Origin of the sequence: Stecheria intestinalis, from assembly GCF_009696165.1 — a bacterium.
In the GTDB taxonomy this organism is placed as follows: domain Bacteria; phylum Bacillota_I; class Bacilli_A; order Erysipelotrichales; family Erysipelotrichaceae; genus Bulleidia; species Bulleidia intestinalis.
The window spans coordinates 1-15,225 of record NZ_VUMN01000006.1 but is presented as its reverse complement, the minus strand read 5'-3'; the positions used below and the strand labels follow the sequence as shown (position 1 = coordinate 15,225).

Below are 15,225 nucleotides of genomic sequence, written 5' to 3'. Positions count from 1 at the left end.
ATCATTCCTCCAATCATACTTCTATGCATTCAGTATAGCGGAAACCGGAAAAGAAAATGTCCGAGTCCGGACATCCTNTTATTCATAATCGAAGCGGCCTTCGTTCTTTTCCTCCAGTGCCTTGATGATATGGTATGTGCACTCTGCGGCCGGGACCTGTATGCCTTTTTCTGCAGCCTTCTTCATCAGCACGCCGCAGAACATGTCAATCTCCGTCGGACGTTTCGCATCCAGATCCTGCAGCGTGGAATATCTCGTTGCCGGCGTATAGCGGTAGGAACCTCTCGGAAGAGGTCCGATCTCTATGCCATATGCTGCAGCAACCTTCCGTCCTTCTTCTTCCAGCTTCATGGAATACCAGAGCGCATGCTCGCTGTCGCTGTAGGCGCCAAGTCCGGTTCCAAGTACCGCCTGAGGAAGATTGTAGGCAATGTTCCGGATAAACTTCGTCCACTGACGCTTCAGGATATCCGGCACAAAACCAGTATGCAGCCTGGTTGTCGCAAAGAACTGCTCCAGAACCTCACAGGCCTCTGTCTTCTCCGGGGTATTCCGGTCTCCGTACCAGAGCCCATCCGGTCCCTCCGGATGATAGATCTCAATCTCATTGCCGGTGCGATGGGAGACGATCGTCATGTATGCATTCACGATCGGTTCCCAGCCGATCTGTTCTGCAATGAGCTCTTCCGAATCGATGCCATTGAGCAGACTCAGCACCGTGGTCCGTTCATTTCCGGATACCGTATGTCCGGAATTCCTTCCGGCAATCCGGACGATATCTGCCATCGCATCCTTCAGACCGGTATATTTGACCGCCACAATCAGAAGATCCGCATCTGATGCTTCTGCTGCACTCTGAACATGAAGATCATAATGTTCTCCATTGATCTCCATGCCCTCTTTCCTAAGGCGTTCTGCCCGTGTTCCTTCTGCGACTGTGACGAGATTGTCCTTCAGGGAATTCTGCATTCCCCAGACCATATACCCGCCGATTGCTCCGGCGCCGAGCAATGCCACTTTCCGGATTTCCATACTGAATCCTCCCTGCTGCAATGTGCCTATGATACACGAACGCGAGCAGAAAATGCAGAAAAAACTCCTGACAGACTGCCAGGAGCCGGTTATTTTCCTTTCCGTTTCCCTTTCTTCAGTTCCTTCTCGATCCCGTCATAGACTTCCCCGACATTATGAGAAGCCAGGTCCTGCTCGAAATCATGCTGGATTTCTTGCAAGGAACGATCCAGGGCTTTATGGATATTCTTCCCGACCGGACAGTTCGGATTCGGGTTCTCATGAAAGCGGAACAGATCTTCCTCGCTGTTCGTCTCCACTGCCTTATAGAGATCCAGGAACGTGATCTCCGAAAGCGGCCGGGTCAGCGTGATGCCGCCAGGACCCCTCTTCACTTCAATGATGCCTGCATCCTGCAGCTGCAGCATGATATTTCTCACAATCACCGGATTCGACCCGATGCTGGCAGCGAGAAACTGGCTGGTGATCTTCTCACCTTTTCCGAATACTTCTGCTGCGACCAGCATATGAACCGCAATCGTGAACTTGGTTGATATCTGCATGTCTTCTTACCTTCTTATCTTATTTTAACGCATGAAGTCCTTTTCTGAGAGGCAAATTCCATGATTCTGACCAGCTCTTTCCCTGCAGAATTTCCGCATATGAATGCATGGTCAGCATACCCCTATGGTGAATTGACTGATGTTTCCCCGTTAATTACAATACTGAGGTACATGCATCTGAATCTTCTCAGACCAGGCTGACTCAGACTGGATCGATTTTCTTTCAGAGAATGCACATGCAGGAGATACGAGGAGATTCCATATGAGCAGCAAATCCTCAGGAACTTATGTGATTGATGAAAATTATAATGTGATCGCCGTGAATCAGACCATCCTGGATCTTTACCCTTCTCTGAAAGTCGGGAAGAAATGCTACCAGTGCCTGATGAACCGGAATGAACCATGTCCGCCCTGTCCGGTTGCTAATCATGTGCAGGGTCCGCAGACTTACATGGATCCGATCCGCCGCATCTATGAGACCGTTGATGCGGTTGAAATCAATCTGCCCGATGGTCAGCTCGGCCATGCTTTAGTCATTAGCACGGTCGGCGAAAGCGAGACGATCGCCGCAAAGCTTCCCCGTACCAGAGAAGAACTGGAGAAGCTCCTCGACCAGGAATACTTCGATACCCTGACTGACGGATCTACCCGCAAAGGATTCATCCGTGAGACGGAACGGATCTTCTCCAGAAGAAACAAGACCGATTATGCGATGATCCTGTTCGATATCCGCAACTTCAAGGCAATCAATGAGACTTTCGGAACCGAAGGCGGCGATCAGGTGCTGCGCTTTGTCTATCAGTTTCTTGCTCACAGCTGGCTGAAGCCGGCTGTTTCTGCCCGCATCGAATCTGACTGGTTCCTGTTTCTCGTGCCGAAGAGCTGTCTGAAAGAAGAACAGCTCAGCTTCCTTCTGAACCTGGACTGGGTCAAGGACAGCCGGGTTGTTCATCTGCACCTGCGCTGCGGCATCTACTACGTGGAGGAGAATGCTGCATCGGTTTCCACGATGGTTGACTGGACCATCATTGCCAAGCAGTCTGCAGGTCCGGGAGAATACAATACGTATGCCGTATTCACTCCGGACATGCGGGAGAAGTATGTAGACCGGGCCGAGATCCTCTCCGGCTTTGCCAACAGCCTGGCCAATAAGGAATTCCAGGTATACTACCAGCCCATCATCGAAGCTTCTACCGGAAAACTGTGTGCAGCTGAAGCACTGGTGAGATGGAATCATCCCCGCCGGGGATTCATTCTGCCGGGCAGATTCATTCCGGCCCTGGAAAGCAGCGGCTTCATCACCCAGCTGGATCAGTATGTGCTTCAGCATGTGTATTCCTTCCAGGAATATCTCAGAGCGAAGAAGCAGCCCATGGTTCCGGTTTCCGTGAATCTATCCCGTCAGGATTTCTACAACAATGCATTCATGAATGACCTGTTCACGATGGCAGAAGACAGCACGCTCCCGGCAGATTCGATCAGCTATGAAGTCACGGAGACATCAGTCGCGGTCTTAGGTGAGAACTGTTCCTATCTTCTGAACCAGATCCGTCAGATCGGTGCCAGAATCCTGCTTGATGATTTCGGCAGCGGCTATTCTTCTCTCAGCATGATCGGAAACTATTCGTTCGATACGGTGAAGATCGATAAGTCATTCATCGATCAGATCGAGACGAAGCCTTCGATCCGGGCAGTCATCGAATCCACGATCACGATGTGCCATAACCTCGGACTGACCACCGTAGCTGAAGGAGTGGAATCCATAAGCCAGCTGAACTATCTGAAAGAACATGGCTGCGATTTCATCCAGGGATACTATTATTCGAAGCCGCTCAGCGAGCAGCACTTTCTCGAATATCTCTCCGCCGCAGAAATCGCCGAGACGCATACTCTGCGTTCGTTTGATCAGAACGATCCTGGCAGGATGGATCTGAAGAATCTCATGGACCTGGTCGATCATTCCGGCATGTTCATCCAGGTATGTCATCCGGAAGACTACAGCATGGTCTATGCCAATCAGATGACGCTCGAAATTTCCGGGCATCCGGATCTTCCCTATAAAGGAGCACGCTGCTATCAGTACATGCTCGGATTCAATGCACCATGCGGACACTGTCCGATGAAGCAGATGGGCAGTGAAAATGAGAAAGAAATCGAAGTGGATGATGGTGCACATGTATTCTCTCTGAAAGCAAGATATACCACCTGGAATGGCAGGAAGGTATTCATGGAGTACGGGAGAGACATCACGGATACTAAGAAAGCTCAGCATCGCTATGCGGATCAGATCCGCGGCATCCTCGAATGCATTCCAGAGGGCCAGGGCGTCTTCCATGTCGATCTGACCGAAGACCGCTGGCTGAGTTCCGGCGGCAATGCCCAGAACGCCAGAAACATGCAGAATATGAGCGATGTGAATACGCTCATTCATCAGATCGCCTCCTTTGTCCCGGACGAAGAAGGACAGAAACGGTTCTTCGATACGTTCAGCCGCGAAGCTCAGCTCAGGGCAAAAGCAGAACACCGCCATCAGATTCTGTTAGAGACAGAATCCTACTATGATGACCGTTCCATCAGATGGTCCCGCATCACCGCGCATCTGATCGAGAATCCGGAAAACGGCCATACTGAAAGCATCATCTATGGCGTCGATATCTCCAAGGAGAAAGCACACATCGAAGAAATAGAACGCGAACGCCAGAAAGAAAACCTCGAGAAAGACCAGCTGAGACAGAGAATCGATGAGACGATGGAGCTGTACCAGCAGGCGGACCGCGACCGCCGCTATGACTATCTGACGGGACTTGGAAGCAGACTTGATCTGCATGACTTCCTGAAGAAAGCAGAAGAACAGGAAAGAAGCCCGGTCACTGGAGTCGTGATGCTGGACCTGGATAACTTCAAGCTCGTCAATGATACGTTCGGTCACGATGCTGGAGACCGCTGCTTGAAAATTCTCGGCGAGAAGCTCACCGATTTCGGCCTGCAGCATAATATCACATTCTACCGCTTCGGCGGTGAAGAGATCGTCGGCCTCTTCCGCAGCCCGGAAGAGAATGTCAGCAAAACGGTCAGTTCCCTGCTTGAACTGATCCGCACTCAGGAGATCATTCTCTCGGACGGACAGGAAATCTCCGTCACTGCTTCAGCTGGCTACACCTCCATTCCAGGCGACTATCATGACATGATCACGAACGCCGATCATGCGATGTATGAAGCCAAGAAGCATGGCAAGAACCAGTCAGCCTGCCTGGATCGTTCAGAGTCCTGATCCTGTTTCTGATAGGAAATGCACTGTGCTGTTTCAGGTACAGTGCTTTTTCCTTTCCCTTTCTGTCATACAGAAGAAAGAAGAGGACGATATTTCTATGACCAAGCAGGAATTCTGAATCAGTTCATTCTGTGAGCTGCCCAGGGCTGAAGCGCCTGGGGTTTACACCGCTTTTCTCTAAATTCTGCTGTCAGAAAACTTCATGATTATCATAAGACAGGCATGAAAAACCGGCCGGTGAAAATCCGCCAGCCGGCATAATCCGTATTTCTGTCTTCCGATCACATCAGAGGAAGCTCCCATGGATGAAGTACCACAGGTTCTTTCTTCAGATCCGCTTTCTGTTCTTCATTCAGGAAATCCTGATGAACCGCTGCTTCAAAGACATACGTGCGGAAGTAGTTCTCACTGCATGCATAAATGCCATCTTTTCCGCTCTCTTTTCCCCAGGAATTCTCGATCTTCCAGCGAAGCGGCTTTCCGTCCTGATCCAGATGCACTCCGATCAGAAGGACATTATGAACCGCAGAACTTTCCCCAGTTTCCAGAAGATCCTTTCTGCTCATGGAAAGATCTCCGAAGCACTGTGAAAGCACGAAGCAGTCCGGATCAAAGATCCCTTCCTCCCGGCTGGAATACGCTCTGGAATCCAGACCAATCCAGACAGGCATGCCAGCTTTGAGCTGCGCAATGCATAATGCTTCAAGCTCTTCATACGGAAGATTCAGACGCACCCGGTTGTTCTCTGCCATCGTGCCGTTATCATGCGATACGATGCACACATGCATCGGCTCATAAGAAGTGGGCTCTGAAATCACATGAACATATTCCGAGAGATCCGTGCCAACATAAGTCTGATAGAATGACTTCGGCGTCAGATTCTTCACTTCATGAATCTGATTATTCCGATCACGCCACACATAATCAAAAGTCTGTACTGGTTCCCCGAACAGGATGCATTCCAGACGGTAGATCTGCTTCATCCCGTCCTGAATAATCGCTTCTCTTTCTTCCGGCTTAGCTGCCCGCAGCTCGGCAGCCTTCTTCCTCAGAATGCGGTTGGTCAGCTGGTTAGCCGAAGCAGTATGTTCAGAAGCCCACGTCTCTGGCATGACTTCTTTCGGAACGAGTCCGTATTTCATGATCAGCCCACGCACCTGATCCCAGACATTGCCATCCTGGATGCCATGGAACAGGTACTGAACCGCTCTGGAAGAAATCGGTTCCTCGGCGGTATCGGCCGCCATCTGCAGCCAGTTATTTGCTTTCTCCAGCTTGTCGTAGAACGCAAGATAGTTCTCTGAGAACTCAAAGGTCTCAACGCCCATCTTCGATGCTGCGGTTTCCCGCAGACCATTGAGCGCAGAAAACAGCCAGCATCTTCCGCTCTGTTTCTGGGCGGTAATCCCATGATGCTCAATTTCAATATTGAAAGCCATATGCAGCATCGCTGCTTTGCGATCATCGCAGCCAAGCTTCATGACATCTTCATGAGTTGCCGCAGCCGAAAGAATCCGATCCTGCTCCGTGATGGAATTCTGCAATTCTGATAGGCGCTCTGGTGTCAGCACTGACATTTGTTTCCTCCATGTCTTCTCTGAAGACTTTCTGTCTTTCAGAATACCGCAATCTGACAGAAAAGGAACCTGAGAAGATGTCATTCAGTTCCTCCATCTTCTGACGCAAGTCACCGATGAAACAGAATCCGAAGATCAGAGGATCCTCTCTGATTCCGTTGTTTTATCTGATGTTATGTTTCTTCATTTTCTCCTGGAAAATATCGGTGATGATCTTCCGGAGTTCCTCCCTTTCCTTTTCCGGAAGTTCTCCCGGCTTCTTTGCGACCGCATATAGCTCAGGATACTGTGCAGCAATGCGCTCAATGGTCTTGGTAGTCGCATGCTTTCTCACGAAGAACGGAATCTTTCTGATCCATTCTTCCGGCACGAGGGCAAGAATCTTGTCTGCAGCTTCCTTGTCGCTGATCTCTGCCGTCGATAAGCCTGCCTGTATTTCCTTCTGTTCCTTCTCTGTGAACTCCTTCAGTTCCATAATCTGGTCCTCCTGTCTCCTGAATGCAGAAGATGAACCGCATTCAGTTCAGATAAAGAGTCTACGTCATTATGATGCTGACCGCAATGATCCTGCACCTATGCTGCAGGATAGAGTTTCCCGGACCTGTTTTCAAATTCTTCTATCCTGATGAGATCATCTGATCTCCCTGTTTGAGAGCAGGATCCTTCTTCCGATGTCTGAGCAGACTGCCTCTTAAATGCAAAGACGACCCATTCATGAAATCCGATAATGTCCGATGAGATCATTGCGATGTTCCAGGATATCTTCTTCATAGCGGCGCTGGAATGGCCCGCTATGGTGAATCACATACGGAATTCCCTCTGCATTTCTATGATCTGATACAATCCCGATGTGATTCCGGAAGATGACGATATCACCGCCCTGCCAGTCTTCAATCTCATTCAGATCCATACTGCATGGTATCGCATGATTTCTGAACCATACCTGAAGATTTCTCACCCTCCGGTAATCGATATTGGCATCCGGTGTTTCCACCTCATAGTCCTGAGGATTCTGACGGATATCCTGATCGACCAGCACCCTCAGGTCATAGCCTGCTCCTTTCAATGCCGCAGCAACGAGGTCCGTGCATACTCCGTACCCATCATCTGGATATCCCCCGGCATAGTATCTGCTCTGATAGCTCGGATGTGTTTCAGTATACCGAAGGGCACTCTGCAGAATATCTGTCTGATCATCGATCCCGTCTTTGTCTTCATCAGTCTGGCTGAAATAGGCAGAAATCTTGTCACGACAGCGATCCGGAAGCCGGGCAGAAGAGGTATGGTTCTTCAGGAACAGAGAAAAGAAGGCAGCGATGATCAGCACAGCCGCTGCCGCACTCAGCAGGATTCTTCTGAGATTCCTATGATTCGTCATAGACTGCACGCTCTGCTTTCTGCCAAGCCGGATTCCTGATCCGCTTGGAATTCTGCAATCACTCTGCAGGGCAGTCCTGTCATCCCAGCAAAGCTCATCGGATAAGTATTGATGATCAGATTCTTCTTTCCGCACAGCAATTTCAGATTGCAGAGATTCTCTGTAATAAACACCCCATGATCTGCACAGTACTGATCCTTCTGCACATGTTCTTTTCCTCTTCGTACGCCAGGACCGTCAATGCCGATGATCGATACTTCCTTCTGAACCAGAGCCTCGATCAGATGATCGGACAGCTGAGGATGATCAGTAAAATACTTCTTTCCTCCATATCCVACCCGTTCGATATAGCCGGTGCAGAAGGCCGCGAACATATTTTTCGAGACTGCGTCAATCGCAATATCAGATTCCTCGATGTCCCTGCCTTCCACGCTGCTTACGTCAAAGACAATTCCCGCTCTTCTGGTATATTCCAGGGGAAACTCTTTGTTCATGACATCGAAGTGCGTGCCAAGATGTCCAGCTATGGCTTTCTTTTCATTGCCCTGTGCATCCATAACCATCTGAGGGGTGATTTGCAATGAAATATCTACCAGCATTTGATTCTCCCTTCTGTTTCTTTCTGATTCTCTTGTCTGATAAAAGCAACCTGTTCTTTCAGAGCCGGGATTGTCTCATCGAGAAACCACGGATGATTCTTTCTCCATCTCTGATTCAGCGGACTCGGATGCGTGATGGGAAAATATTCCGGAAGATATTCCTGATAATTCCGCACGGTTTCAGTCAGGTTCTGTTTCTGACGGCTTTTCAGATAATATGCACAAGCATAGCGTCCGATCAGCACGGTCAGTTCGATCTCCGGCATTAAGGCAAGCAAGTCCGCATGATACGTTTCCGCAATGAAGGATCTCGGCGGAAGATCTCCGCTTCTGCCCTTTCCAGGGTAATAGAAATCCATCGGCATGATACTCGTATCCGGCCCGTAGAACTCCTCAGGGCTCATTCCCAGCCATTCCATCAGAACCTTCCCGGAAATATCATGAAATGGAATCAGAGATTCTTCTGCTTTTCTTCCCGGAGCCTGTCCGACAATCAGAATCCTTGCATGTTCATGAATCTGAAAAATCGGCGGAATATGCCGTTCAGTATAAGATCGGTTGCGCGGGTCCTGTTCAATATTCTGAATCACCTGTTCTAACGTTTTCATAGTGTTCTGCACCTTGCAAGATAGTAAATCAGCCGTCCCTCTCAAAAGGGAACTGCAGCCTTCCATAGACATCGCGATCAGAGCTTTTTCATCATCCAGAAGGCATCCCCATATGTTCCGTCTCTGTATTTCATATAATCCTGGAAAGTTCCGTACTTCTGAAATCCCAGTTTTTCATAGAGCGCGATCGCCCTTTCATTATCAGCGATCACTTCCAGTTCTGCCTGTTCATACCCTGCTTTCTCGGCAGCATCCAGAAGTACTTCCATCATTCTTTTCCCGATTCCTTTTCCGCAGTACTTCTGGTATAACGCGATGGCAAGTTCACACCGATGCCGGAATCTCCTAAGCTCTCCCATCCTCATCAGCGAACAGGCCCCGGCAAGTCTTCCATCCGCAATCGCCACCAGCATCAGTTCTCTTTCTGCATCGATCTTTCTCTGAATGATTTTCTGTTCCTGTTCTTCGGAAAGAGAAACCTCTTCCGGCTCACGGATCAGATATGGAGTTTCTGAGCTTGTATCTTTCAGATATCTGATCAGAACAGCAGCATCGCTTGGTTCCGCATTTCTGAGAACTACTTCATGCCCATACCGATCCAGAAAATTATCGGATTCAACTCTCATTCTTCGTCCCCCTTCACGACCTGCGCAATCCTCACTGAGGCATCTTTTCCACACTGCCGATTCAATCGTTTTCCATGAAGATTGTACCTTAGATCTCTAGAAAACGGAGACCACATCTGCATGTGATCCCCGTTCAGCAATCTCATGATGCACATCGAATCGAAAGAGAAACTTTCATCAAATCATCCTGATCATTGCTTCGCCAGCATGATTTCCATCTCCTGCCGTATGGATATAGGCGAGATATGGCTTCAGATAAGCCAGTGTCACGAGATACAGTTCCTCTTCGGGACATGTGCATGGCTTTGGCACAATCGCATCCGGATTCTGAGTCATCCCTTTTGAAAACTCCCGTTTCATGAATTCGATGCTTTCATTCAGCAGATCATTCACCGTTTCATAATGCAGATAGAACGTAGAACGATTCAACCCCGGCAGCTTCGCACATCTCCTTGACTGTGATATAGGCAAAATCTTTCTTTTCGGGCAGATGAAGAAAAGCCTGATCCATTCTCTCTGCGGTTGCAGAATATCTGCTTTCACTTCTGTTCAGATGGAATTCACTGCCTTTCTTCTGCTCTCCTTTTTCCAGCATTTCCTGTAAATCGGATAATTGGCAGCCACTCCAGCCAGACCTGCAATTCCGGCAAGGACTCCGATCCAGAACGCTGCTGCAGTGCCGTCACCGATCACATTCATGGAAAGGCACATTCCTGCTCCTAACACCATGGCAGAGAGAATGCCGAACGTATAACCAAATACTGTGGCAGGAAGCTTTGCCTTCGCATCAAGTTTGCAGAGCGCAATCACTTTCGAGTTATCTTTCGGTGCATATTCATTTGCGAGATGTTCTGCGCAGATCTTATCTGTATTCATAGGTTTCTGTCTCCTTCCCTCAGATGACCCTATTAAACCCGGTAAAAAGACAGGACTGAACAACACCTAGGAAGAAAAGTGTTGAGTTCATCTCCTTGCAGACTCTCGCCAGGAAGAGAGAATCATTGCTGTTCCTCACTCTGATCACTCGCCCGGCGATGATAGTGACGTCCCTTGTCTTCGTACATGGACTGATCTGCTTTTTTCAGGAGATCATCAATGTCATCCAGATTGCCATGATGCACTGCATAGCCAAGTGAGATGCTCAGACCCATGCTTTCACAGGCTTCCCGGATCGTCTGAATCAGGTGCCTTGCGCCTGCCTCATCCATGCCTTCCCGGATCACCAGGAATTCATCGCCGCCCATCCGGAATACATGATCGCGGTCTGCATACTTCACAAGAATCTCAGCAATCCTGCAGATCATCTCATCCCCTGCCAGATGTCCTTTCGTATCATTGACTTCCTTAAGTCCATTTGCATCGCCGGCGATCAGCGCGATGGTTTCTTCCGATGTGCGCGCATTCAGATAAGCCTGAAGACCAGCCCGGTTGCCGACACCGGTCATCGGATCTTTTTCACTGAGTTCCAGTGCCCCAGCCAGGTTATTCCGGTTCTGAATCATTACCGCAATGAAATCCGTCAGCGTATGCAGCACATAGCCAGCTCGATGGAGCTCATTCTCGCTGACATTCAGGACAAGCGTGAATCCGAGCGATTGTCCTGCAATTGCAAGGTGTCCTGAAATCACATTGCGGATCCCTTCCAGCGGCAGCCAGAACCCGGGATGTTTCCGGCAGTAAGCAGGATAATTGGCAATGATGAGGACTTTATTATCCTGAAACTGCTGATACAGCGGTTCCAGTCTGGAACGCAGCACACTCTGAAGCTCGTCCTTGACCGGCATCTGCCCAGGAACACACCATTCATACGTGCAATGCACGGTCCGATCATCCCGTTCTTCAAAGACAAGCAGCCGGTCTGACTGCAGGTTCCATCCGATCTGGCTGACTGTCTTATTGATGCCGGTCCCAGGATCCTTCTCGGCCATTCCTGCTGTAATCGACTCATTCGCCCACAGCTCATCATTCAGAAGGTTATTCAGCTGCGCAGTGCTTGCATGATCCGCGGCCGGCGTGCAGATGTACAGCCGTACCATTCTTCCCCGCCATGGCAGGATCACATTCCTCGTGTCATACGTATTCCCGCTCGAAATGAACTTCTCGGACTTCGTGACAAACCGATCTGAAGGCAGCGTGCTGTTCCGGCAGAACTCACACGGCGTATCCCTGCCCTGCAGAACCTGATAGCACTTCTTTCCTTCATAGCTGTAATCCTCGGGCAGATGCAGATCACGCCTCATTGCCTTGTTCACAAACAGAAGATCAAGACTCTCCGTATCAACCATCACGATCTGCTGCGGGGACGTTTCCAGCAGCTCCGGTGATAAATTGAGACTTCGGCGCTGCTCATCAGCTTCGCGGATTGATCTGAAAGTGCGATTCTGCTTTTCGATTCTGTTTTCCAGAAGGATCATCAAAGCTGCCGGTCCTGAAGTCTCCGACCCATATGCAATGCTGAGATCCAGAGAGAAATGACAGCCCACTCCATCAATCTCGTCAATTTCCTGCATTCCATTCCGGACCTTCTCTGCCGCATCCAGCAGTTTCTGACCATGCGCCTGCGGTCCGATCAGCAGAAAGCGGAAACCAGGAAGATGAGCAGCAGACGTTCCGTCAGGGAGATGTGCATTCCTGATCAGATCTGCTGCCATGCGAACCGCCTTATCAAAGAATTCCTCTCCGTACGCTCGGCTGATCCGCAGTGCATCATGCAGAGAAAGATAGATCGCTTCATATTCCTGCCCGCTGTTCCGGAAAGCCGCATCATGGGCATTTGCTGCAAGCAGGGATCCGTAGGCATTCAGAAGTCCTGTCATTCCGTCCTTTGTAAAAGAGTCTTCTTTTGCTTTTTCCCAGCTATGAACATACCCTGCGGTTCCCACAATCCGATTGCCCTGATACCATGGGAATACCGTAATAGGCAGCATCTGGCAGACGCCCGAAACCGCCAGTGTCAGATGATAATGAATCGTTTCCCCATGTTCCAGAACCCGCTTCTCCATCTGCCGGAATTCTTCTTCATCCACAAGAATCCCAAGTTCCTGCAGTGTGCTCCCGATCACTTCTTCTTTTGTCTTCCTGCCGAAATAGGATAATAATTCATCATTGACTTCCAGATATCTTCCCTGAAGATCCTTGCAGAATAATGCGGCTTTGCTGTTTTTTTCAACGGCATTCAGAAGACCGGTCTTGATCTCTGCAGTTCCTTCCTGCTTATTCCAGGAAAACATACCTGGTTCCAGCGACGAAGCAATGTCCCGCAGAAGACGCTTCAGATCCGGATAGTCATTGAATACTGCGTTCCGTTCATACAGCAGAATGCTCTCATGATCTTCATGCTTCACCGGCATGCCGATAAAAAGGGTCCATCTGTAATTGCCATCATCTCTCAGAATCCGGAAGAAATCCTGCACATAGCCGCATTCCGCATTCGCTGCTTCTTTTCGAAGATGCTCCGTATCAATAAACGTCATGAACCGTTTCTGATCCTCCTGATGCACAAGAGTGTGACAGTAATACAGAAACGAAGCCCGGATATTCTGATACACGGTGCCGAGCTTCACCTGTGAATGCACACAGGCAGCAACTTCAATCTGATCCTTCTCAAGGTTAAGATGATAGATCCCATCAAACAGCAGCATCGCATATCGCGTCTGATCATCCTTCTGCAGAACCGACCTCTCCTCATAGCTGAGATTCGTCAGATGTGCCTTCCCGATCCAGAATTCACGCACTCCTGCCACAAATGAAGCCTGCATCCGGAAAACCGATCCATTCTCAATAAACATTTCCGTACCGGAACTCTGGTCAAATAATCCGGAAAGAAACCTTACCATGTGACGATGCCGGGGAGTGATTTCTTCTGACATCAGACAGTTCAGGTTCAGATCACCCCAATCACCAGCAGACGCCACTTCTTTCTGAAGCGACGCATTATAGGCAAGCAGCTGGATCGTCTGATGTTCTACGAGGAACAGATATGCACTGTCCTCGGACGAAAGATCGATCAGTCCTGCTTTGCTGTATACCGAAATCTCAAGTCCGCTCTCCAGCTGCAGATGCTTCTGACTCACCTGTTCCAGGACTGTCTGCCCCGGCATCGGCCTCCCATAGTAATAACCCTGGATCCGTTCACATCCGATTTCCTTCAGAAAATCAGCCTGCTCTCTGCTCTCAACCCCCTCAGCAAGCGTATGCATGCCAAGTTCTTTTGCCATCCGCACGATGCTGTTCACAATTTTTCTGCTCTGTGCATCGAAATTCTGGAAGAAGCCCATATCCAGCTTGATCAGATCAAACGGAAAATGACTCAGCGACTTCAGACTCGAATAGCCGGATCCGAAATCATCAAGCCATACCTCATACCCCTCCGCATGGAACTGATCAATCATGCGTGCCATCCGGTCCTGGTTCTCAGCCAGCACCGTCTCCGTGATTTCGATATGAACATAGGAATGCGGAGTATGATACCTCTCTGTCATCTCATTCAGGCACTTCAGCGGCTGAATCAGATCAAAGTCCAGCTGCGACAGGTTCAGGGAGATCGGCACCGGACGCCGCCCGCTTTCCAGCATTGCATGCAGGTACTGCACAACCCGCTCGATCATATACTGATCCAGCCGTCCGATCCGTCTCGCGCTTTCCAGAACCGGCACAAATACGCCCGGAGAGATCATGCCCTTCTCAGGGCCTTCCCATCTGGCCAGTGCCTCAAACGAACAGATTTTTCCAGAGAGCACATGCACTACCGGCTGATAATAGATCTTGAGATATCCCTCCTCCAGTGCCTGATCCATGTGATCCAGAATATACTGTCTCATCTCAAGCTGCTCTTCCATCTGCCGGGAGAAGACTGCATAAGAATGCATGGCATCATTCTTAACGCTGCTGCAGGCAATCTGAGCCATATCAAACGAATGCTTTACCAGTTCCTCATCTGCAGGGTGATCAAACTTCACAATTCCGGCCTTCAGCGCATAACTCCGTCTGCCTAGATACAGATTCATTGCCGAACACGCACGATCCAGCCTCTCGCCGATATTTTCCCGGCCTACAAGCCCGAGAAAATTATCCGCATCCGTCCGTGTGAAGAGTCCTTCCGGAAATGTCTGATGCAGAATTGTCCCGAGATACGCAATGCACTGATTGCCGCCGGTGATTCCGAATTCCCGGTTGAATCCCCGGAAGTTTGCGATATTGAAGCAGACCGGGCAAAGTTCTTCAAATGTTCCTTCTGCAATCCGCTTTCTGGCAATCTCCAGGGCCTGATGATAGAAGATCGAGGTGCCAGGAAATCCAGTCAGAGAATCTTCCGCAGAGTCTTTCTCCTGCCATTGGCGGTTTACAACCTCCAGCACCCAGCAAGCCTGTTCATCCACCATGAGCGGCTCGGCTTTGACATCAGCTGTGTGCATATGATGCATTGCTGAAAAAAAGGAAAAGCAGAATGCACCAGTCTTTTCAGAAAAAGCCGTATTTGCACAAGGGGGCTGAAAGGCATACGATTTAAGAGATCCGAGAGGATCTAGAAAGTATGCTTAGGCAGGCAGCCGTGTACTTTGGTGCGTGGTGGCCCTGCATGACTGCCTGCCT

The 15,225-nt window shown here is 49.6% G+C and carries 12 protein-coding genes; 1 reads left to right on the top strand and 11 read right to left on the bottom strand.

Translation table 11 applies throughout. From position 1 onward, the window contains the following. Positions 1-78 precede the first annotated feature (78 nt). Both FYJ51_RS03775 and FYJ51_RS03770 read right to left on the bottom strand, forming a co-directional pair. Positions 79-1,032: a ketopantoate reductase family protein gene (locus tag FYJ51_RS03775; RefSeq protein ID WP_154503367.1), complete on the bottom strand. Its 954-nt coding sequence runs from the start codon at positions 1,030-1,032 to the stop codon at positions 79-81. An 89-nt stretch (positions 1,033-1,121) separates the two neighbouring features. Continuing rightward, the gene (locus tag FYJ51_RS03770) at positions 1,122-1,574 is read right to left on the bottom strand and encodes an Rrf2 family transcriptional regulator (protein WP_154503364.1); all 453 of its coding nucleotides are present in this window, start codon (positions 1,572-1,574) and stop codon (positions 1,122-1,124) included. Positions 1,575-1,836: 262 nt separating this feature from the next. Between FYJ51_RS03770 and FYJ51_RS03765 the strand changes: the two genes are divergently transcribed. After that, on the top strand, positions 1,837-4,845 hold the full coding sequence (locus tag FYJ51_RS03765) for an EAL domain-containing protein (protein WP_154503361.1): 3,009 nt from the start codon (positions 1,837-1,839) through the stop codon (positions 4,843-4,845). 281 nt (positions 4,846-5,126) lie between these two features. Here the strand turns inward: FYJ51_RS03765 and FYJ51_RS03760 are convergent, their stop codons facing one another. The 9 genes from FYJ51_RS03760 to FYJ51_RS03720 form a co-directional block, all read right to left on the bottom strand. Beyond that, positions 5,127-6,422 carry a C1 family peptidase gene (locus tag FYJ51_RS03760; RefSeq protein WP_205946165.1) on the bottom strand — a complete coding sequence of 432 codons (1,296 nt, stop codon included), beginning with the start codon at positions 6,420-6,422 and terminating at the stop codon, positions 5,127-5,129. Between the two features lie 163 nt (positions 6,423-6,585). Next, positions 6,586-6,897, bottom strand: coding sequence for a hypothetical protein (locus FYJ51_RS03755; protein ID WP_105303923.1), 312 nt, complete (start codon positions 6,895-6,897; stop codon positions 6,586-6,588). A gap of 237 nt (positions 6,898-7,134) precedes the next feature. Continuing rightward, positions 7,135-7,800 (bottom strand): DUF1287 domain-containing protein, encoded by a 666-nt coding sequence (locus tag FYJ51_RS03750; protein WP_105303924.1) that lies wholly within the window; start codon positions 7,798-7,800, stop codon positions 7,135-7,137. After that, positions 7,797-8,399 (bottom strand): cyclase family protein, encoded by a 603-nt coding sequence (locus FYJ51_RS03745; RefSeq protein ID WP_105303925.1) that lies wholly within the window; start codon positions 8,397-8,399, stop codon positions 7,797-7,799. Before FYJ51_RS03745 ends, FYJ51_RS03750 begins: the two co-directional genes overlap by 4 nt. Further along, positions 8,390-9,007 carry a uracil-DNA glycosylase family protein gene (locus FYJ51_RS03740; protein ID WP_105303926.1) on the bottom strand — a complete coding sequence of 206 codons (618 nt, stop codon included), beginning with the start codon at positions 9,005-9,007 and terminating at the stop codon, positions 8,390-8,392. Before FYJ51_RS03740 ends, FYJ51_RS03745 begins: the two co-directional genes overlap by 10 nt. 77 nt (positions 9,008-9,084) lie before the next feature. After that, entirely contained in the window at positions 9,085-9,633 is a 549-nt protein-coding gene (locus FYJ51_RS03735) for a GNAT family N-acetyltransferase (RefSeq protein WP_154503355.1), read from the bottom strand. 177 nt (positions 9,634-9,810) lie between these two features. Continuing rightward, complete coding sequence (locus FYJ51_RS13500) at positions 9,811-10,062, bottom strand: hypothetical protein (protein WP_205946164.1); 252 nt, start codon at positions 10,060-10,062, stop codon at positions 9,811-9,813. A 120-nt stretch (positions 10,063-10,182) separates the two neighbouring features. After that, positions 10,183-10,509: a dihydropteridine reductase gene (locus tag FYJ51_RS03725; protein ID WP_154503352.1), complete on the bottom strand. Its 327-nt coding sequence runs from the start codon at positions 10,507-10,509 to the stop codon at positions 10,183-10,185. A gap of 122 nt (positions 10,510-10,631) precedes the next feature. Continuing rightward, positions 10,632-15,047: an EAL domain-containing protein gene (locus FYJ51_RS03720; protein ID WP_205946163.1), complete on the bottom strand. Its 4,416-nt coding sequence runs from the start codon at positions 15,045-15,047 to the stop codon at positions 10,632-10,634. Positions 15,048-15,225: the final 178 nt, after the last annotated feature.